This window comes from Ruminococcus sp. D54t1_190329_F1 (assembly GCF_015551645.1).
GTDB classification, from domain to species: domain Bacteria; phylum Bacillota; class Clostridia; order Lachnospirales; family Lachnospiraceae; genus Blautia_A; species Blautia_A faecis.
This window is the reverse complement of the sequence record NZ_JADNDC010000007.1, coordinates 43,233-63,813: the sequence shown is the minus strand read 5'-3', so window position 1 is coordinate 63,813 and position 20,581 is coordinate 43,233. Positions and strand designations below refer to the sequence as shown.

Here is a 20,581-nt window from a genome sequence, read left to right as displayed (position 1 = left end):
CGTTTCTGCTCACCGCACCCATAAAACTGCTGCAAATTTACTCTACTGTAACACTCTTTGCCAGATTTCTCGGCTTATCCACGTCAAGTCCCTTTGCCACGCTGACGTAATATCCCATAAGCTGTAACGGAATCACCGCAAGGCTTGTGGCAAAGCACTCCTCTGTCTTTGGAACATAAACGGTAAAGGAAGCCGTATCTTCAATATTATAATTTCCATAGGTAGTCAGCCCCATGAGATAAGCTCCGCGGCTTTTACACTCTACCATATTGGAAATGGTTTTCTCATAAAGCTCAGACTGGGTGAGCACACCGATCACAAGAGTGCCGTCCTCAATGAGACTGATGGTGCCATGCTTCAGCTCTCCTGCAGCGTAAGCCTCAGAATGGATGTAACTGATCTCTTTCATTTTCAGGCTGCCTTCCAGGCTGATGGCATAATCAAGTCCACGTCCGATGAAAAACACATCCCTGGCATTGGCCTGTTTGGCAGCAAACCACTGGATCCGCTCCTTGTCGTCCAGGATCTTCTGGATTTGCTCAGGAAGACACTGAAGCTGGGAGATAAGATCCTGATAACGCCCCTGGGAAATACATCCCCGCACCAGCGCAAACTGAACGGCAAGGCAATAGCCTGCGATCAGCTGGGTGCTGTAGGCTTTCGTTGTGGCAACTGCAATCTCCGGACCGGCAAGGGTATAAAATACATTATCTGCTTCCCGGGCAATGGAGCTTCCCACCACATTGACAATTCCAAGGGTTTTCAGCCCCTTCTTTTTCGCAAGACGGAGGGCTGCAAGGCTGTCTGCAGTCTCGCCGGACTGGCTGATCACGATCACCAGACCGTTGGGATCCAGAGGCATGCTGCGGTAACGGAACTCAGATGCCAGATCCACACGTACCGGCAGCTGCGCCAGATCCTCCAGCACATACTGACATGCCACACCTACATGATAGGCAGAACCACATGCCACAATATATACCTGGGAAAAGGACTGAAGCTCTTCCTCAGTAAGTCCCACAGAAGACAGATCAATAGCACCATCCTTTAATACGGAATTCAGCGTATCCCGAACGGCTTTTGGCTGCTCATGGATCTCCTTCAGCATGAAATGCTCGTAGCCTGCTTTTTCAGCTGCTTCTGCATCCCATTTGATCTGCGTTGGCTTTTTCTCAATCTCATCTCCGTCCAGATTGTAAAAGGTAACAGTCCCATTTGCCAGACGTGCCATCTCCAGATTTCCGATGTAATAAACATTGCGGGTATATTTCAGAATCGCCGGAACATCAGAAGCCACATAGCAGTCTCCGTTCTCCACGCCGATAATCATAGGACTGTCCTTACGGGCAACATAAATCTCCCCGGGATAATCCTGGAACATGACCGCCAGGGCATAGGAGCCACGGATACGGACCATGGCATGGTTGATGGCATCCACCGGAGTATGCTCGTATTTCTTGTAATAGTAATCGATGAGCTTCACTGCCACTTCGGTGTCTGTGGAAGAATAGAACTCATAGTCCTTGCGAAGAAGCTTATTCTTCAGTTCCTGATAATTCTCAATGATACCATTGTGAACGCCCACCACATTTCCATCATCGGAGGTATGAGGATGAGCATTTGTCTCAGAAGGTTCGCCGTGGGTGGCCCAGCGGGTGTGACCGATACCACAGGTACCAGCCAAGGCATGGCCATGATCGGTTTTCTCTGATAAAGCTTTCAGACGGCCTTTCGCCTTTACGATTTTCGTTTTGTTCTCACCGTCACGAACGGCAAGACCGGCTGAGTCATAGCCGCGGTATTCCAGTTTCGATAAACCATCCAGAAGGATGGGCGCGGCCTGGGAATGGCCGGTGTAGGATACGATTCCGCACATAAAATTTTTTCTCTCCTTATTTTACTAGCAATGCAAAATAGTTATTTTCTTCCAGAATAAATTTATTATGCTATAAATCCAGAATACTGTGGCAAGACTCTAACGCTCACCACAGTACATGTTTTTAATCTCTTCTAAAAATATCTCTAGTATAAACCTTTTCCTGTACATCATCCAAACAACTATCATATCTATTTGCAATAATCGCATGACTCATTTCTTTGAATTTTGCGAGATCATTTACAACCTTACTTCCAAAGAAAGTTGTTCCATTTTCCAGAGAAGGCTCATAAATTACTACTGTTGCACCTTTTGCTTTAACACGCTTCATAACACCCTGGATTGAACTCTGACGGAAATTATCGGAGTTCGACTTCATTGTCAAACGATATACGCCAATAATTACCTCTTTTTCCAAGCTCTGGTCATAAGCACTATTAGCTTCATAACCGCCTGCGATTTCTAATACACGATCAGCAATAAAATCCTTTCTTGTACGATTTGACTCTACAATTGCCTCAATTAAGTTTTCTGGAACATCTGCATAATTGGCTAAAAGCTGTTTTGTGTCTTTTGGTAAACAATATCCTCCATATCCAAAAGAAGGATTATTATAATGAGATCCAATACGTGGGTCAAGGCAAACACCATCAATAATCTGCTGCGTATTCAACCCTTTCATTTCAGCATAAGTATCAAGTTCATTAAAATAAGAAACTCGAAGAGCAAGGTATGTATTAGCAAATAATTTTACTGCTTCTGCCTCTGTGAATCCCATAATCAAAGTATCAATATTCTCTTTAATAGCCCCTTCCTGCAAAAGAGATGCAAATGCATTTGCTGCTTTTACAAGTCTGGCATTTTCCACATCTGTTCCAACAATGATTCGTGATGGATAAAGATTATCATACAGTGCCTTAGATTCACGAAGAAATTCTGGGCTAAAAATAATGTTATCGCAATGATATTTTTCTCTTACACTGGCTGTAAATCCAACTGGAATAGTAGACTTAATTACCATAATCGCATCAGGATTGTACTGAATCACAAGTTTAATTACTGTTTCTACAGCTGATGTATCGAAAAAATTTTTTTTACTATCATAGTTTGTTGGAGCAGCAATTACTACAAAATCAGCATCTTTATATGCCACCTCTGCATCTAAAGTGGCTGTCAAATTCAATTCCTTTTCAGCTAAGTATTTTTCAATGTACTCATCTTGAATTGGAGATTTTCTTTTATTAATTAACTCAACTTTTTCAGCCACTATATCAACAGCCATTACCTCATGATGCTGAGACAGCAAAGTGGCAATTGATAACCCAACATATCCTGTTCCCGCAACTGCAATTTTCATGTTCTCTTGTTCCTCCTTCTATTATACCTGATAGAATTCTTTATACCATTCTGCAAACTTCCGAAGTCCATCCCGTAAACTGGTACTCGGTTTAAAAGCAAAATCTTCTTCCAACGCAGATGTATCTGCATAAGTTACCGGTACGTCCCCAGGCTGCATCGGAACTAGCTTTTTATGTGCTTCAAAATCATAATCTTCCGGAAGCACCCCTGCACGAATCAATTCTTGCTGAAGAATATCCACAAATTCTAAAAGATTTTCTGGATGACTATTTCCAATGTTATAAACCTTATATGGTGGTATTGGAAGTCCATCTTCTCCCTTTTTCTTTTCTGGTGGAGCTTGCATTACGCGTTTTACACCTTCAACAATATCATCAACATATGTGAAGTCACGCTTACAATTTCCATAATTAAAAATCTGAATTGTATCACCAGCAAGAAGTTTATTAGTAAATCCAAAGTATGCCATGTCTGGTCTTCCAGCTGGACCATATACTGTAAAGAAACGAAGTCCAGTAGATGGAATATTGTAAAGCTTACTATAAGCATGAGCCATCAACTCATTAGACTTTTTCGTTGCTGCATATAAAGAAACTGGATTATCTACTTTATCATCAGTTGAATACGGAACTTTCTTATTACTTCCATATACAGAAGAAGATGATGCATAAACAAGATGTTCCACTCCACACTCTCCATTATCATAAGAATGACGACATGCTTCCAAAATATTATAAAAACCAATGAGATTGGATTCGATGTAAACATCTGGGTTGGTGATGGAATAACGAACCCCAGCCTGGGCCGCTAAATTCACTACAACAGACGGTTTATACTCTGAAAAAACTTCATCAACCATTTTTTTATCCGCAATAGATCCTTTTATGAATTTCCATACTGAACCTGAATTTTTCTCCACTAATGATTCAATTTGCTTAAGTCGATACTCTTTAATTGACACATCATAATAATCATTCAAATTATCAATCCCAACAATATGTATCGGGCATTCTTGACTAAGTAATTTCATAACCAAATTGGAGCCTATAAAACCAGCAGCGCCAGTAACTAAAATTGTTTTATTTTTTAATTCAATATATTTTCTCATACCTCATTCTCCGATTAAGTCATATTATAAATTTTTCTGTCATACTTCTTACTACCAAAAACACAATTAACTATACTGTAGAAAGTCACCATATGCTCTTTTCTCCGATAGCATCCCTCAGGCTAAAACATAATAATTTAATAAAATAACCTAGCACTTTATCGAACCGTATATATGAATAAACCATTCACAACAAGCAATAATTGTTATAAAACAATTTAATCTTACAGATTTCTATTTTTAATTATCCATTATAGAACATATATATTTCTTTTTTTTCTCAGCATCCATGCCAAAAGTAGGAATAGCCTTTTTCCTCGCCTTATCTGCATACTCCGATAAAGACTCTATAACTTTAGCTGGAACCCCACCTACAACAGAATTAGCTGGAACATTATGGGTTACAACCGCTCCACATGCAATAACTGAATTGTCACCAATCACAACTCCCGGCATAATAATCGCATTAGTACCAATATGAACATTATTTCCAACAACTATACTATTTATATAATCCGCCTTACAAAACTCTTTTCCATAACCTGCATACTCACTACGCAGCACCCAATATCCACCATCGTGAGTTATAAGCTTTACTCCATCATTAATTCGCACATGATTACCCAACGTAACTAAATATGGTTCACTCCCAAAATTAGCAGACTTAAATATTTCACAATTTTCACCTATTTTCATTCCACTTTTTCTTAAATAATCTGGATATTGAGACATGGGAATAAATTTTTTTCTCATAATTTTATATAATTTCCTAAGCATATATTTCACCTAATCATTTTATCCTTTCAGTCAAACACTTTTCAATATTTTTTAGCCCCCAAAATATGGCAAAATAAATGATACCAGTACATATCGCAAATAAGCATGCAGCCACGAACCAATAGAAGTAATTAACAACCTTAATTTCTATCTTATATGTTAATATTATAAATATTAAATAGACCATAAGATCAATACATATAAGCTTTACAAATTTTCTTATACTTCTATATAAAATACTTTGTTTTAAATAAGCCACAAATGCAATCATTCTATATCCAACAGCTAAACAGGTACCTATAGTAATTCCAATTAACCCCAACTTAGCTACTGCACAAAATGATATAACTACATTTATAATAACTTCTATAATCGAATATTTTTGCGTCTGTTTAAAATGACCTGCTGCATTAACTATTGTTGTGTATGGAATTCGAATTATCATTATAAAGTACGCCCAAATCATTAACATAGCGAACAATTTATTATTATAATTTGCATCATTAACCCCTCGTGTATATATATTAATAAAATATACAAGCATTTTTGTTGCAGTTGCTAAAAAAATGGTTCCTATAAAATGAATCCCTAATTCAAATTTTGCAAATTCTTTTTCTACTTTACCTCTATCTTCATCGACTAATAAATTTCCTAAATAACTTTTATAACCTCCACTGACGCTTTCAACCAACACTCTAATTCCATTTAAAGGAAAAGCATATACATTATAAATAGAAACATTTGTCATCGTAGATCTTAAAGTCAAAACAATTGTATCTAACGAAGAAGTCAATGTTGTTGCTAAATGTTGCACTAATCCAGACCATTTTCCCTCAATTGCATTTAAAGAAGCACTCTTCACTTTTTGAATATTATACTTTTTATTTACATAAATTTGAAGGATTATAGGTCTTATTAAATAAATTAAAGAAGATACAAGCTTAACACATTGAATACTCTGATGTATATATATTAAGCCAAAAGTACATAAGGCATTAAGTATAGTAGTAAAACAATTCAAAAAGGTATATAAATAAATTTTTTGATCTGCTGCTAACAATACTTGATTACTAACGCCCCAAAGATATTGACCAATTGTACTTACAGAAATAGCTAAAACTAAAGTACTTGTATATACCATGCTATAGCTGTCATTTTGTGACACAGAATAATAAATACATAAAACAAAAACATATCCCAAAAGGAAATATGTAATAATGCGAAAATATTTTTCAATTGCACAATATATAAGTGAAATTTGATTGTTATTTCTTTTCTTTATTGGACCATATAAAGCAGCCTGTGCAACCGCTGAAATTCCAAAATCAAAATATGAAACTACCGATAACATTTGAGAAATAGAATACACTAATCCATTCACCTGTGATCCATATTCATTTAATATTAGTCTAGGTAAAACTAAACCAACTAAAACAGCCAAAATTTGATATATCAATATAGATATATTATTCCATTTTAATCTCTTATTCATTTAGGAATCCACACTCTCTTCCTCATTGCAATTATTTTATAAATCAGCATAATCGCTAAAGGATATAAAATACCCACTTGCACTAAGTTCTTTAGTAAAGAAAGACTTTCATTTCTAAATCCAGAGCAAATTATTGGAGTTATTATAATAGAAATATAGGCTTTAAAACTATATTCTTTTCCGCAATTGTCTCCAAGCAACAAAGCAAAAAAGGCTCCAAATAACACCATGTACAGCACACTACCATTTACATAAGTCTCTGCAAAAAGGTTAAAACCAGCTCCATACGTAATTTTTAAAATATTTTGTGACAAATAGTTACTTAAATATACTACCGGTACTCCTAGTATATTGGCGAGTTTTGTTGAAACTGATCCTAATAGAGCCGCTAAAAAACTATTTTTTACAGGAAAAGCAGATATATTTATCCCTAAAACAACAATAGTAACACCAAGACTTCCCCCCATTTCCATAATGAAACGTATAATCGGATTATTTCCTAGACTCATTGCACTTATAAATGTATCAACAGAAACATTTCCAAGTCCATATTGTCTTAAATCTACTACAGCACCAATTAAATATAATGCCAAAAAAGAAATCAAAAATAATTTTAGCATTTTCTTTATATCCATCTTTTTATAATAATTATGATGTAACCATAAAAGAACTAATAAATCATAGAACCAATTTCCTCTTTCTCCAGCAACACAATATAGTAATACAAAAGCTCCAAAAATTGTATAAATTATTTTTACAGTTTTATATTCACTTCCCAATAATATTCCTATAATAACAGGAAAGAACAATTTTTCTGCAAAATCTAAAATTGGGGGCAATACAAATCCTCCATAATAAAGAGAAGCATATCCATTTATCAAAGAGAATGAAATTGTAATAAAAATTTTTACAAAGGTCAATGGAACTACAACCCAGGCCAAACAAATAGATACCTTATAAACAACTAGCATTATATCTTTTCTTTGTTTCAAATTATTTTGCTTTTTAATTCCTAATATGAGTGTCATGCCAATTAATAGAGCTAAAAAGCACCATCCAGAATAAATAATTCCTCTATAGATTTCTACATTATTAGGAATTTTATAGTTACTGTATAACTTTGTTTTCCCAATTTCATTGTCTGAGTGAATCCCTAATGACCACATGAACGTCTGTCCAAAATTAAACAAAAAACATACCATCAAAATAATATGTTGAAGTCCTATTTTTCCTATTATTCTAAAAAAGCTATAGAAAGAAACCAAAAAAATGATATTAATCCACCAAGATACTAACACTATATTATAATTTTTTACATTTCTGATGGTATATAACACCCATCCAATAATACAGTTGATTAAATAAAAATATATAAGTCCAAACGACATATAATTCTTTTTCTTATTAATTACAAATTTCATTTTTTCTACCAACAACCATTCTTTATATAGTTTTAAATAATTCTATTTATAAATTCTTCCCACTGATTACAAATTTTAGTAACATTTAACAACTCATTAATTTTAACAGATGACAAAGAAAATCTATCTCTAATATCTTTATTCTCAATTAAACACATACATTTTTCATAAAGACTTTCTTCGTCTCCTACATTAATTAAATACCCATTATAACCATCTTGTATAAACTCTCGAGTTCCATATGCAGGACAATCTGTACATATAGACGGAATTCCTATCGCCAGTGCCTCTAACATTGCATTTGAAATCCCCTCATAATTTGACGGTAATACAAATACTGTAGCGTTACGAATCTCATCATGTATATTTTTTGAAAACCCTTTAAAAATAACTTTTTTTTCTATACCTAATTTTTTTGTTTCCGCTTTAAGTTCTTGTTCAAGAGGTCCTCTACCATACAAATGTAATTCAAAATCAGGCTCTTTATATGATATTTTTTTAAATGCTCGTAAGAGCATATCTATATTTTTCTCACTAACAAACCGTGCAACACAAACAATTTTTTTTTCACGTTCTTCTTTACATACTTTTGGTAAATTATTTTTTATAGGATTAAATATCACTTGACTTTTTTTTCTAATTCTACTTGAAAAACAACTTTGCGCATACTGCGTTTGAAATACAAAATAATTTCTTTTTCTAAGTCTAAATAAACAATTTCTAATCATTCTCCATTTAGTACTAGTTGGCTCATGATTTGGATCATTTCTCTCAGAAAGAATAAGATTGTGTTTAGTAAACATACAAGCTAAAATAGAAACAATGTTTGTCGCCCATAAGAAGGAAATAATTACATCAGGTTTTATTGTATTGAAATAATTACGAAGAGCAAAAATTCTAAAAAAATTTTTTTTGATTCCTTGTTCATTTTCATAATCATCCATTATATACTTGTACGTAACTTTATCATTTATTTCATAATCAATTTTATCTTCCATTGTTGTAACAATATGTACTTCATTTTTTTCCGCTAAAAAGTTTGTTAAAACAGATACAACTCTCTCTGCCCCACCATTTTCCAATGATCCAATTACAAATACTATTTTTTTCATAAACTTTTTTTTATCCTCCAAAATTTAGAAGTCAAAAATTGGTTTTTGTAAAAGAGCCAAAATTTTAATCTTTTTTTTATATCCAAACAACTAGACTTAACCAATAAAATATAATTATTTTTAAATTTCTTATAAATTTCTTTTTTTAATTGTTTTTGACTATTATCAGCCTGCATATATAATCCTATACTAAAATCGCAAATATTTCTTCGCATATATAGAGTAAATTCTGGATATTTTTCTTCGCACTTTTTTAACATATATTCTCCAGAAAAATAGGCATCTTCTACCTTTCTCTTCGTTAATTCCGAATGCATTATACTATTAGTATTAACATAATAATTATACAAAACATCATTAATCACTTGAATAGAATTAACTTTATCAATATAATCAGCAAAATATATTGTATCCTCGTTGTTCTTGCCTTCATGAAATTTAATTTTTCTAAAAATTTCGCTCTTATAAAGTTTCATGCATGCCATTGTTTGATAATTTTGTGTAACAAAAAAAGATTTCAATATTTTATCTTTACCATATACAATTTCATTCGTTAATGTACTAACATATACAACATTATCATCATTCTTTTTACAATATCCGCACTGAACTACATCAACTTTACTTTTAGATATAGCCTCAACCATTCTTTCAACAAAATTTACTTCAACCCAATCATCACTATCTATAAATGTAATGTATTCGCCTTTCATTTGCTCTAATCCGGCATTTCTGGCACTACTTAGCCCACCGTTTGGTTTATGGACTACCTTAACCCTTGCATCTTTTCTTTCAAACTTATCACATATAATAGGACAACCATCATTAGATCCATCATCAACAAGAATTACTTCTATATTGTTATATGACTGTTCCAATATAGAGCTTATACATCTTTCCAAATATTTTTCAACATTATAGATAGGTACAATTACAGATACCAAACTATTCATTATCCAATACCCCTTATCCAAAACCAATTGCTCTAAAATCAAATTTACACTCGCATTTTTATCAAAAATTATAATTCATTGAATCCAAAAACTCTCATCCGATTTTTCTAAATACATCAACCCATTTATTTATGATTTCATTATTATCCCATTGTATTATTGTTTCTTTAGCGCCTCTACTAAAATTTTCTTTTATGCTTTGATTGCTTGTAACATATTTATAAATATAATTAGAAAATTTCGACTTATCATAACATGGCACCAAAAAACCATTTACCTCATTATTTATAATGTCCCTGGGTCCACTAGGACAATCAAAAGAAATGCATGGAATACCATAAGACATAGCCTCAAGTAAAACCATTCCAAAACCTTCCATCTTAGATGTAAATACGAATAATTCTGCTTCCCTATAATATTCTTCTATTTTGCTTGTATGTGGAATTAATTCTACATTTTTTATTTTATTTTCTTCTATATAATTTATAATGTTTTCTTTTTCCTCTCCGCTTCCTATAATTTGTAATAAATACTCGTTTTGAGGAAATTTTTTATTAAACTCTTTCCATATATCTAATAGCATAATCTGTTGTTTATCTTTAGTTAATCTACCAACATTAATTACTCTATGACTTCTTAAAGAATTATCCACTATTTTATCAAAGGTCGTCATGTGTGGAATATAATAAGCATTGTATCCCTTTTCACGATATATCTGTGTATCCATCGTAGTAGGTACTGAAATAGCTTTTAACCGAGGATAGAGCCATTCTTTTATTTTTTTATATACGCTATTATATGCATAATAAGATGCATGCTCTGAAGCAACAATTCTTTCCCTATAACATTTGTTGGCTAAATATACCTCTAAACCATTTATCACAAACGCTACATACACATAATCAAAACTATTCTTTTTTAAATATCTTTTTAATGCACCTACAGATTTACAAATATTAATTGGCAAACTACAAATTCGATCAAATCGAGAATTCATATTCATATTTAATTTTGTATTTATTGATTGTAATTTCACCTTTTCGTTTAACTTATATGCAGAAATCGGTTCATCTTTAACTAAAATTGTCACATCATAATAATAGGATAATTTATCTGATAAATTTGCTATTACTCTTTCAATTCCACCATAAGCATTCATACTGTTAACATACATCAGTAGTTTATTCATTTTTTCTCCATTTTACAAATAAAGATTCGTCGAAGATACTTTAGTTGACTAAATGCCACTATACAAACATAAAATACAAAACTTATAGAATTTCGTTCATACAATTCTCTAAAATTTTGTAATCCTCCTTTTTGCATTTCTTTCAAGTTTCCTGAGAGACCACTTATCCCAAAACCTCTCCTTCCACCATCAAAACTTATGACCTGATCGGGGCTATAATAATAGTTATAATTCTCACATATTTTATAAAAGAATTGTCCGTCTTCACCATATTTACGATATTCATCAAAGCCACCAATTTCTTCAAAAATTTTCTTTTTAAATACTACCGTAGATGTTTGCGGAAACATCTTTATACACAATTCTTTTACCGAAGGTCTATACATTTTTTCAATTGGTTTTCCCAATATTTTAAGTACTTGACTTGTATGATTTCCCCCCAAAAAATCTATACTACTATTTTTTTTCAGAATTTCTACCTGTTTGGCAATTTTATCTTTAAACCATTCATCATCAGAATCGAGAAGTGCAATCCAATTCCCCTTAGCGAGCTTAATTCCTGTATTTCTAGCCGAAGAAACTCCTCCATTTTTCTTATTTATTAATTTAACTAAAAAAAAAGGAAACTTTTTCTTATACTGTTCTATACATTCTTTCGTGTTATCAGTTGAACCATCATTAACCACTAAAACTTCTTCAATATATTCACTTGCAGTTTGCTGTCTTACAGATTCCAACGCCCTTATAATTGTTTTTTCAGCATTATATGCTGGAATAATAACAGATATTGAAAAAGAATTTACTGTCGTTCCCATTTTCCAGTCTCCTTATTATATCTTTTAACAACCTTTGCAGGAACGCCAACAATCACAGAATAATCTGGATATGTTCCTCTTACAACTGCATTAGTACCAACCACACATTGCTTTCCTAAAACTGTTCCTGCCTGAATTGCAGCGCCAAAACCTATAAAACAATTTTCCCCTATTACTGTCTTTTTACAAATCATAGGTTGCTCCATTATATGTTTATCGATTTTTTGATATTCATGGTCAATATTAGTAATAAAAACATTTCCTGAAATTGTTGTTTTTTTCCCAATCACAAGCGGCGAATCACCCGAGGTAATATGAAAATTCTGTGCAATTGAGCAATCATCTTCAATGATAATCTGCCCACCTTTATGAGTTTCCATTCTGCATCCCGGATAAATTCTTACCCTATTACCCAATGAAATATTTTGAGTTCCAACCAAAGAAAGCGGTTTCCCCATATAACAATACGATCCTATATGTTTAAATTTATAAGTACGAAATAAAAGATTTAAATGCCAAAACATTTTCTTTATATCCATAATCGTCCACCTTTCATCCGATTATTAATATACTAATAATTTCATATACTTGCCAACTTTTAATATTATATATTGACATTATACTTTTTCTTTTCTATTGCCTGAATTTTAGAATCATCCCCCCATATTGCTTTTGAATCATATGGACGATCTGGAAATGCCCCATATTTTAGTTTAATGTCAAAATCATTTTCTTTGATAAATCTTTCAACCCGATCAGATAATCTTTCAGGACGTCCACAACAAATATTGATAATCCCAGTTACTTCTGTTTGTTCTACTGCCGAAGCTACTCTTTCACAAAAGCACTCATAATCAAGGAAATCAAACTGATTTAATCCCTGAGTAAATGGAAATTCTTTTTTACCCGCTTTACTAGCTTGAACTATTTTGGAAAAAATTGAGCATCCATCTTCTGTATTTCCAACAATATAAAATCCTCTCAACCACTGAAATATAACATTGTTATTCATACATTCTAACTCTACTATTCTCCTTAAAGCATTCTTACTTATTCCATACAAACTTTGAGGATTGCACGGTGTATTCTCATTTATGCTTCCTTCAAAAAAGCCCACCTCATGCATACTTCCCATTACAGCAACATGTTTTATCCCGCCTTTAATCATTTTAGATATAAATGACATATGATTCGGAAGATCGTTTATATGATTTTCCGATCCATGCACAAATCCATCACGCCAAGCCATATGTAATAAAACATCTGGTTCACCTAAAGTTTGATATGGATTTTCCATTGAAAAGATATCCCCAATCACAATCGTAGCCCTTTTATCTATAAAATTATCCTTAAAATCAGTCGCTATAACATTATAATTTTCATTCAAAAGCTGCCTTACTACACCTTTTCCCAAATATCCATTTGCACCAGTTATAAGAATTTTCATATCAACTTTTTCCTCCATCACTTTAAAACTTCTAAAATCCAATTCTCCAAAGAGTATTTTTTATACACCTCTTCACTTAGCTCCTCATATGGAGTATAGAAAAAATCCATGTCCAATTGTGGATCGTCACGTTTAATAACCAAAATATTCCTAGGATTATAGAAATCATAATTTACAATATCCTCATTCGTAGTAATAAATTTTCTTTTTAATCCCAAAATTTCAATACTACGCATTGTAAGACCATGTTGCCCACGATTTTCCACATCAATAACACATCTTGAATTAGCATAAATATTATATAGCTTCTCAAAGGGAAGCATTTCATATTTCAAATCATCAGAATTGACCTCTTTAAAAGATTTATTAAATAATTTATTTTTTATATATACTAATTTATGTGGCATATAAAAATAGCTAAAACAGTTTAATCCATTTTTATTTCCTTGTTCCATCAACCTTTTAACAATTGCTACTCGATCATCATGTCCAGTTCCTATAAAACTTAGATCATATTCTAACGCTGTATTATTTGCACTTTTTATATTCTTCGGTAAATATTCATCGTAATAATACAATGGAAGAAAAAAAATATTTTCCTTATTAGCTTCATAATCAATTCTATCAAATGTATACACTTTATCATAAAAACACCATTTTTTTTCTATGCCACGAGTATTCTGCTTATGCAATCCGTCCCACATATATAGTATTAATTTAGCACTAGAATACTTTTCCTTTAAAAGCTCTAATGTTTCTTTGGGTGTATATTCTCCACGAATCACAAGAATAAAATCATATTCTTTCTCTTTTAAAGCCTCCAAACTTTTTGCATAATATTTGTTTAAAATATTTTGATAAAATCTAAAGCCTAATCTCCCTAATGTTTTCGCTATAAATCCTTCATTAGGTTTATCATGGATATAATCAACTTGAGCTCCCATTTCCTTCATTTTACTAATTATTCCATTTGAATATCCTGGCAACGCAATTAAAAGTATTTTTTTCTCCTGGAGATTTTCTAATTTATTATCAAACACTATTTTTTTTTTATCATTCTCACTTTCTGTTTTCACAATCGAACCATTAAAATCAATAGCCCAATAATTTATTCCTTCATACTTCGAAACTGTATATGAATAACAATTATTTCCAAATGCCTTATTAACCAATCCACCAATTTTTCCAGGAATCACACTAGTTATACCCACTAATGGATTGAGCATACTGCTAACCACTATGTTTTTGTTATAAGAATCAGCAATCATTTTCACCATATTAGAAGTTCTTACCCACTCTTCATTCTGCGGAATTAATACAATAGCTTTTTCACGCCAACGATTAACTAGCATTATTTGACACAAAAACTCACAAAGATTATCAATATGTAACATTGATCTCTGATTATCTATATTAGGAAATACAGGTAACTTCTTCGCCAATTTTGCCAAAGTAGGATAATTTCCTTTACTTCCTCTACCATATATCATCGGTGGACGAAGTACTATTACTCGAAACGTCTCATCCGCCAAACATCTTACTGCTACATCCGCTTGAAGCTTTGAATCGCCATAAAAGTTTGCAGGCGAAGGCACTGTATATTCATTAATAATTTTCTCTTTTCCATATGGAGCTGAATCTCCATAGACAATCATAGATGACATAAATATAAATTCTTTTACACCATCTTTTTTTGCTTTTTTGGCAACTTCTACAGCAAGATCTGTATTCACAACATAATACTTTGCTTTCACAGCTTCTGATACATTTCCCACATCTGCATGAGCAATTCCAGCCACATGGTATACAATATCATACTCCGAGAAATCACACTCACGCCAAGTATCATCAAGCATATCTATTTCTTCTATTTCAAAATTATTGCCATATTTTTCAGATGCATAATTTTTAAACGATTCTCCAATGTAAGAGCCAGCACCAGTAATTAAGACTTTTTTCATTGCAGATAAATCAACCTCTACTGGTTCTCCAAAGCCAATATGACCAATTAATTCTTTGTCTGTCTTTCCGTCAGTATAGTGCCGTTCCGCCTTTGCCATTTCACCAGTTCCGCCTTCAACCACTGAATCATCGCCGCCAAATACCCCAACTGACCCCAAGAAACATTTCAAATCCATCGCAAAGCCAATTTTCTGTGCATATTCTCCATCAAGCTTTGCTTTATCCGAAATTTCCAGTTCGTCACGTCCATTAATCTGTGCCCACCCAGTAAGTCCTGGTTTTACATCATTTGCTCCATATTTATCTCGCTCTGCTGTCAACACATCCTGATTCCAAAGTCCTGGACGCGGTCCAATAACGCTCATATTGTTCACAAAAATATCCCAAATCTGAGGCAGTTCATCCAAACTATGTGCTCGAATAAACTTTCCAACTTTTGTAATATACTGATCCGGATTATCAAGCATATGGGTTGGTACATCATGGGGTGTACTCATTTTCATGCTTCTAAATTTATGCAATTTAAAATACTTCTTATTTTGTCCAAGCCGTTTTTGAGTAAAGAATACAGGACCTGGATCATCAATAAAAATAGCAATAGAAAGTCCGATAAAAATTGGTGACAGTACAAGTAATCCACCAAAAGACAATACTACATCAAGTGCTCTTTTTACATACTTCTCATAAAACCCCGGATGACACTCACTATCTCCAATTGCTTCAAAATGTCCTCTTACTCCATCAGCATTTTCTAAGTCATTGTCGTCTTCTATAAAAACAACTTTTTTTCCTTCCATTGGATTTTGTTCAGAAGGTTCATCTTTATATACAGAGTCATCTTTTTTCATCTTTGCCCATATTTCCATTCCTGCAAATACAGTTCCAAGCATTGTTGCTGTAATTCCTATGAATTTCTTTATTTTCTTGTCACCAGACATAGCCGCATTACTCCTTGTCGCTTCCAATTTTTACATTTACAAATCAATACCCCTGAATTATTTCTCCCGCTTCTACTTTATAATTTGATTCAACATGCGCACCAGATTTTATAATTGCGCCTGCATTTACATGCACGCATTCTTCTAGTACTACATCATGATCTACAATTGCACCAACAGAAATGATGCAGCCTCTTTCAACTACAGTATTTGCATTTATAACAGCCATTGGTTCCACTATAGTTCCCTTTGAAATAGATGCACTTTTACTAACATAAGCAGTAGGATGAATCAACACTGGAATGGGATATCCGGTTTCAATTAATCTCGTAATCATTTCATTTCGAAATTGATTGTTTCCTATTCCTACAAATGCATTTGGGAATTCCTTTATAAAAGAAGCCATATCTTTTATCTTTCCAATTGCCTCTGGGCTATTGTCATCTAAAAATTTAACATTATCATACCCACACGCAGCAGCCACCTCTGCTACAACTTTTCCGTGACCGCCTGCGCCTATAATCAATAACTTTTTATCCATATATTTTTTTTATTTATTTCCTGCTGCTTTTTCATACAGCTTCTTGTATGTCTCCCCATGCAGTTTCAAATCATCCTTCGCCGCATGATAAGTCGGCACAACCTCTTCCACATAACTTCTGATATCCGGATCATTTCCATAAGCCACAACAGCCAGTTTCTCCATCTGCCGCAGGAACTCATCCGTATCAAACGGAATCGGCTTTCCAATATGAATCAGATCATTATCCGTCTTCGTCAGACCTTCCTCTGCCATCAGCTTCTCTTCATAAAGCTTCTCGCCAGGTCTAAGTCCTGTATACTCAACTTTAATATCCACATCCGGAGTCAATCCAGACATCTTAATCAAGTTTCTAGCCAGTGTATCAATCTTCACCGGAGCTCCCATATCAAGTACGAAAATCTCGCCACCTTTTGCATAAGTTCCAGCCTGAAGCACCAGACTTACCGCCTCCGGAATGGTCATAAAGTAACGGATAATATCCGGATGGGTAACTGTTACCGGACCTCCCTTGGCAATCTGTTTCTTAAACAGCGGAATAACAGATCCATTACTTCCCAGCACATTTCCGAAGCGCACTGCCACAAACTCAGTCCTGTATTTCCGCTCACCATTTGCCCCTGGATTTTCACAAGTCGCTGCCACCTGAGCAAGTGCTTCCTCGCTGTCTTCATAGTGGCTTCCCAGTAATGGAAGCAGATCTTCTCTTCCGGTTCTGCTGATCTTATCCATGGTCTGGATAACCATCTCACAGAGACGCTTGCTGGCTCCCATAATGTTGGTTGGATTTACAGCTTTGTCTGTACTGATCAGTACGAAACGCTGACAGCCATTTTTCAGAGCTGCATGAGCAGTTTTATAGGTTCCCATTACATTGTTCTTGATTGCTTCACATGGGCTTGTCTCCATAAGTGGTACATGCTTATGTGCAGCTGCATGATAAACAATGTCTGGCTTGTATGTTTCAAATACATCATTAATCTTTCTGGTATCGCGCACGGAACCGATCAGTACCACCAGATCCAGATGTGGATATTTGGAACGAAGCTCCTGTTCAATGTCGTAGGCATTGTTCTCATAGACATCGAAGATTACCAGTCGTTTCGGAGCGTGGGCTGCGATCTGACGGCAAAGCTCACTTCCAATGGAACCACCACCACCAGTTACCAGAATGGTTTTTCCACTGATGTAGCGGAAAATTTCTTCCATATTTACCTTAATAGGATCTCTTCCAAGAAGGTCTTCCACTGCCACGTCTTTCATTTTGCTAAGAGACACTTCTCCAGTGACGAACTGATACATACCTGGAAGAATCTTCATTTCACATTTGGTTTCTTTACAGATGTTCAGGATATCTCTTCGCTCTGCCGCACTTGCGCTTGGAATTGCCAGAAGGATCTGGTCGATTTTATATTTCTTTGCACTTGCGAGAATGTCATCACGACCGCCTACAATGGGCACACTCTCCATATAGCGTCCCCATTTGTTCGGGTTATCGTCAATAATACAGCAGACCTTTCCCTTTGGCTCTTTGGCACGTTCCACGTCGCGGAGAATGATCTGTCCTGCCTGGCCGGCACCGATCAGCATAATGTGATGCAGCGGACCTTCCTCTTCCTTCTGTTTCCGTGTTCTTTCCAGAAGGATAAATCTGTATGAAAAACGGATTCCTGTAATCAGGCAAAATTGAATAATGGTTCCGAAAAGATAATAGGACATTGGCATTCTCTGAATGACAAATGTGATTCCAATTATCTGGAACAGGAATGTAATTACAGTAGATAAGCAAATTCTTAACAGCTCACTGTAGCTTGCGAAGCGCCATACGCTGTTATAGAGACGCAATGCCCAAAAGACAAAAACAGAGAATACTGTATACCATGGTGCAAATTTCAGATAGGCAGACAAATATTCTCCGGGTATTGCGGAGTATGTACAATCAAAGCGGAACCACAGTCCGAGAAAGTATGCGGCGTTTACGGCGATCACATCATAAATCATCAGGTAAAGTGCGATTACCTGCCAATGCTCCAACTTTCTTTTTTTGCGTTCGGTTTTTTGTTTTCTCGTTGTCATTTCTTAATCATACGGACGGAGTTACCTCCCCCCAGTCCTTTCCTCCCATTTTTTCATAACTTTGACCACTTACCAGATAGCTTCCTGTCTGGTGCTTCGGCGACTCCCAGGATATCTTGGGGAAGTCCGGAACCCGCACCGGCGGTGGTCTGCCGAAAAGCCTGCGTCACTGGCGCAGCCTCTTTGCCCGGTTACCCGGTTTTATAGATAAGAGCGTTCGTAACGCTGCTTATTATCATTTTTATCTTTGTTGTCAATAATTATTTTGTTCTACTTCCGCGAAAAAAACTGTCCTGGCATTTCCTGCCAAGATTTCTGGCGTCATTCAGGAAGCGGTTTCCCTGATGACCATTTTCACAGAGGAATTCATTTCCCTTCCGGCGAACCTTGCCGCCGCAGATGGCACATTTGTCTTTCAGTCCGTCTGTTCTGGTTTCCAGTACCAGAATTCCTTCTGCCCAGGCTTTGTACTGCAGGTTGGTCCGGATCTTACTGCTTAAGTGAAGCGGAGAAAAATTGCCGCTTTTTACCATTGCCATCCGGGTGAAGTTCTGGTCGTAATCTGGGAGGACAATGATTCCTGCCTGATTCTCTTTGCAGAAGTTCAGGATTTCACGGCTGACCTGGTGGGCGTAGTGCTCGGACAGGTTCTTCAGGTGCATGTAGTACTTCCGGTTGGGCTGTGGGCTATTGTCTCCCACTGTGTTTGGTCTGGATTTCTGTATTCTGGTCTCCAGCAGCTTGCAGCGGTGGCGGTACGCATCTCCGCCCCGGCAGGTGTGTACAGCCAGCTGATTTCCCTGTTCATCCAGAATGCAGCACACTGCGAAGGTGTCTGTGTTTGTAAAGCGGACACTGCACAGGTTCGTGCCTTCTGCCATTCGTTCTTTGGCAGTGCGGGCATCGCTGTTCTCCTGTTTCACCGGGATATTCAGCAGGTAGTGCCTGCCCTCTTTTACCAGGGTGGGCGACATTAGCTGGCCATCTTGGGGAAAGGGGCGTCCTTTCAGGTTGCAGTCTGTCCAGATCCATTTCTCACCGTTCCACAGCTTCAGGCAAATGGATCTGTCGGTGAGGTCGGAATACATTCCTTTGAAAAAAGTAACCTTGGCTTCCAGCTTCTCAGGGAATCCGGACTGAAGCTCCTGTGTGCTTTTCACTGTGGCTGATGCTTTGTTGATGGCGGCGCGTCTCAGGTAGACAGGTACTTTCCCCATTGGTAATGGGTTGGTGGGCTGTCTGCCGTCCCGACCGGTCAGGGTCAGGAGCTCCAGGCTGCGCTGTATGTCGAAGAGGCTGCTGTTCCACAGTTCTTCATGCTGTCTCAAAAGGTGGTAGTAAAACTCCACCACGTTCTGAAAATATTCTTCTGTTCTGTCCAGCCATATAGGCTCCGGACAAACCAGGCGCATGCGCCAGGTTCGGATGCTGTATCCTGTTTTCATAAATTTTGTCTGTGATTTCTGCTGGTTTCTTTCGTAATATTTCAGTAATGCGACGGTCATCCAGGCAGTT

General features: G+C 35.5%; 16 protein-coding genes. All 16 read right to left on the bottom strand.

From position 1 onward, the window contains the following. Nucleotides 1-37: 37 nt before the first annotated feature. The 16 genes from glmS to I2D69_RS04525 all read right to left on the bottom strand — a co-directional run bounded on the left by glmS (nucleotide 38) and on the right by I2D69_RS04525 (nucleotide 20,571). Nucleotides 38-1,876, bottom strand: coding sequence for a glutamine--fructose-6-phosphate transaminase (isomerizing) (glmS, locus tag I2D69_RS04600; RefSeq protein ID WP_195379464.1), 1,839 nt, complete (start codon nucleotides 1,874-1,876; stop codon nucleotides 38-40). 124 nt (nucleotides 1,877-2,000) lie between these two features. Next, nucleotides 2,001-3,233 carry a nucleotide sugar dehydrogenase gene (locus I2D69_RS04595; RefSeq protein WP_195379463.1) on the bottom strand — a complete coding sequence of 411 codons (1,233 nt, stop codon included), beginning with the start codon at nucleotides 3,231-3,233 and terminating at the stop codon, nucleotides 2,001-2,003. Between the two features lie 21 nt (nucleotides 3,234-3,254). Next, on the bottom strand, nucleotides 3,255-4,343 hold the full coding sequence (locus tag I2D69_RS04590) for an NAD-dependent epimerase/dehydratase family protein (protein ID WP_195379462.1): 1,089 nt from the start codon (nucleotides 4,341-4,343) through the stop codon (nucleotides 3,255-3,257). 240 nt (nucleotides 4,344-4,583) lie between these two features. Further along, nucleotides 4,584-5,096 (bottom strand): acyltransferase, encoded by a 513-nt coding sequence (locus I2D69_RS20425; protein ID WP_269156269.1) that lies wholly within the window; start codon nucleotides 5,094-5,096, stop codon nucleotides 4,584-4,586. Nucleotides 5,097-5,133: 37 nt separating this feature from the next. Continuing rightward, complete coding sequence (locus I2D69_RS04580; protein ID WP_195379460.1) at nucleotides 5,134-6,612, bottom strand: polysaccharide biosynthesis C-terminal domain-containing protein; 1,479 nt, start codon at nucleotides 6,610-6,612, stop codon at nucleotides 5,134-5,136. Continuing rightward, complete coding sequence (gene wzy / locus I2D69_RS04575; protein ID WP_195379459.1) at nucleotides 6,609-8,033, bottom strand: O-antigen polysaccharide polymerase Wzy; 1,425 nt, start codon at nucleotides 8,031-8,033, stop codon at nucleotides 6,609-6,611. Before wzy ends, I2D69_RS04580 begins: the two co-directional genes overlap by 4 nt. 32 nt (nucleotides 8,034-8,065) lie before the next feature. Then, on the bottom strand, nucleotides 8,066-9,145 hold the full coding sequence (locus I2D69_RS04570; protein ID WP_195379458.1) for a glycosyltransferase family 4 protein: 1,080 nt from the start codon (nucleotides 9,143-9,145) through the stop codon (nucleotides 8,066-8,068). After that, on the bottom strand, nucleotides 9,142-10,098 hold the full coding sequence (locus I2D69_RS04565; RefSeq protein ID WP_195379457.1) for a glycosyltransferase family 2 protein: 957 nt from the start codon (nucleotides 10,096-10,098) through the stop codon (nucleotides 9,142-9,144). Before I2D69_RS04565 ends, I2D69_RS04570 begins: the two co-directional genes overlap by 4 nt. 94 nt (nucleotides 10,099-10,192) lie before the next feature. Continuing rightward, nucleotides 10,193-11,287 (bottom strand): glycosyltransferase, encoded by a 1,095-nt coding sequence (locus I2D69_RS04560; RefSeq protein WP_195379456.1) that lies wholly within the window; start codon nucleotides 11,285-11,287, stop codon nucleotides 10,193-10,195. Continuing rightward, entirely contained in the window at nucleotides 11,284-12,102 is an 819-nt protein-coding gene (locus I2D69_RS04555) for a glycosyltransferase family A protein (protein WP_195379455.1), read from the bottom strand. Before I2D69_RS04555 ends, I2D69_RS04560 begins: the two co-directional genes overlap by 4 nt. After that, nucleotides 12,087-12,641: an acyltransferase gene (locus tag I2D69_RS04550; RefSeq protein WP_195379454.1), complete on the bottom strand. Its 555-nt coding sequence runs from the start codon at nucleotides 12,639-12,641 to the stop codon at nucleotides 12,087-12,089. Before I2D69_RS04550 ends, I2D69_RS04555 begins: the two co-directional genes overlap by 16 nt. Nucleotides 12,642-12,706: 65 nt before the next feature. Further along, entirely contained in the window at nucleotides 12,707-13,567 is an 861-nt protein-coding gene (locus tag I2D69_RS04545) for an NAD(P)-dependent oxidoreductase (protein WP_237963106.1), read from the bottom strand. Next, nucleotides 13,567-16,449, bottom strand: coding sequence for a sugar transferase (locus tag I2D69_RS04540; RefSeq protein ID WP_195379453.1), 2,883 nt, complete (start codon nucleotides 16,447-16,449; stop codon nucleotides 13,567-13,569). Before I2D69_RS04540 ends, I2D69_RS04545 begins: the two co-directional genes overlap by 1 nt. A gap of 43 nt (nucleotides 16,450-16,492) precedes the next feature. After that, the gene (locus I2D69_RS04535; protein ID WP_195379452.1) at nucleotides 16,493-16,990 is read right to left on the bottom strand and encodes a hypothetical protein; all 498 of its coding nucleotides are present in this window, start codon (nucleotides 16,988-16,990) and stop codon (nucleotides 16,493-16,495) included. Between the two features lie 9 nt (nucleotides 16,991-16,999). Further along, complete coding sequence (locus I2D69_RS04530) at nucleotides 17,000-19,066, bottom strand: nucleoside-diphosphate sugar epimerase/dehydratase (RefSeq protein ID WP_237963110.1); 2,067 nt, start codon at nucleotides 19,064-19,066, stop codon at nucleotides 17,000-17,002. 260 nt (nucleotides 19,067-19,326) lie between these two features. Further along, complete coding sequence (locus I2D69_RS04525; RefSeq protein WP_243243763.1) at nucleotides 19,327-20,571, bottom strand: transposase; 1,245 nt, start codon at nucleotides 20,569-20,571, stop codon at nucleotides 19,327-19,329. Nucleotides 20,572-20,581 lie beyond the last annotated feature (10 nt).

What these genes read in the sequence shown, in the direction of transcription:
- glmS (WP_195379464.1), bottom strand. Translation starts at nt 1,876, where the DNA reads ATGTGCGGAATCGTATCCTACACCGGCCATTCCCAGGCCGCGCCCATC.
- I2D69_RS04595 (WP_195379463.1), bottom strand. Translation starts at nt 3,233, where the DNA reads ATGAAAATTGCAGTTGCGGGAACAGGATATGTTGGGTTATCAATTGCC.
- I2D69_RS04590 (WP_195379462.1), bottom strand. Translation starts at nt 4,343, where the DNA reads ATGAGAAAATATATTGAATTAAAAAATAAAACAATTTTAGTTACTGGC.
- I2D69_RS20425 (WP_269156269.1), bottom strand. Translation starts at nt 5,096, where the DNA reads ATGAGAAAAAAATTTATTCCCATGTCTCAATATCCAGATTATTTAAGA.
- I2D69_RS04580 (WP_195379460.1), bottom strand. Translation starts at nt 6,612, where the DNA reads ATGAATAAGAGATTAAAATGGAATAATATATCTATATTGATATATCAA.
- wzy (WP_195379459.1), bottom strand. Translation starts at nt 8,033, where the DNA reads ATGAAATTTGTAATTAATAAGAAAAAGAATTATATGTCGTTTGGACTT.
- I2D69_RS04570 (WP_195379458.1), bottom strand. Translation starts at nt 9,145, where the DNA reads ATGAAAAAAATAGTATTTGTAATTGGATCATTGGAAAATGGTGGGGCA.
- I2D69_RS04565 (WP_195379457.1), bottom strand. Translation starts at nt 10,098, where the DNA reads ATGAATAGTTTGGTATCTGTAATTGTACCTATCTATAATGTTGAAAAA.
- I2D69_RS04560 (WP_195379456.1), bottom strand. Translation starts at nt 11,287, where the DNA reads ATGAATAAACTACTGATGTATGTTAACAGTATGAATGCTTATGGTGGA.
- I2D69_RS04555 (WP_195379455.1), bottom strand. Translation starts at nt 12,102, where the DNA reads ATGGGAACGACAGTAAATTCTTTTTCAATATCTGTTATTATTCCAGCA.
- I2D69_RS04550 (WP_195379454.1), bottom strand. Translation starts at nt 12,641, where the DNA reads ATGGATATAAAGAAAATGTTTTGGCATTTAAATCTTTTATTTCGTACT.
- I2D69_RS04545 (WP_237963106.1), bottom strand. Translation starts at nt 13,567, where the DNA reads ATGGAGGAAAAAGTTGATATGAAAATTCTTATAACTGGTGCAAATGGA.
- I2D69_RS04540 (WP_195379453.1), bottom strand. Translation starts at nt 16,449, where the DNA reads ATGTCTGGTGACAAGAAAATAAAGAAATTCATAGGAATTACAGCAACA.
- I2D69_RS04535 (WP_195379452.1), bottom strand. Translation starts at nt 16,990, where the DNA reads ATGGATAAAAAGTTATTGATTATAGGCGCAGGCGGTCACGGAAAAGTT.
- I2D69_RS04530 (WP_237963110.1), bottom strand. Translation starts at nt 19,066, where the DNA reads ATGACAACGAGAAAACAAAAAACCGAACGCAAAAAAAGAAAGTTGGAG.
- I2D69_RS04525 (WP_243243763.1), bottom strand. Translation starts at nt 20,571, where the DNA reads ATGACCGTCGCATTACTGAAATATTACGAAAGAAACCAGCAGAAATCA.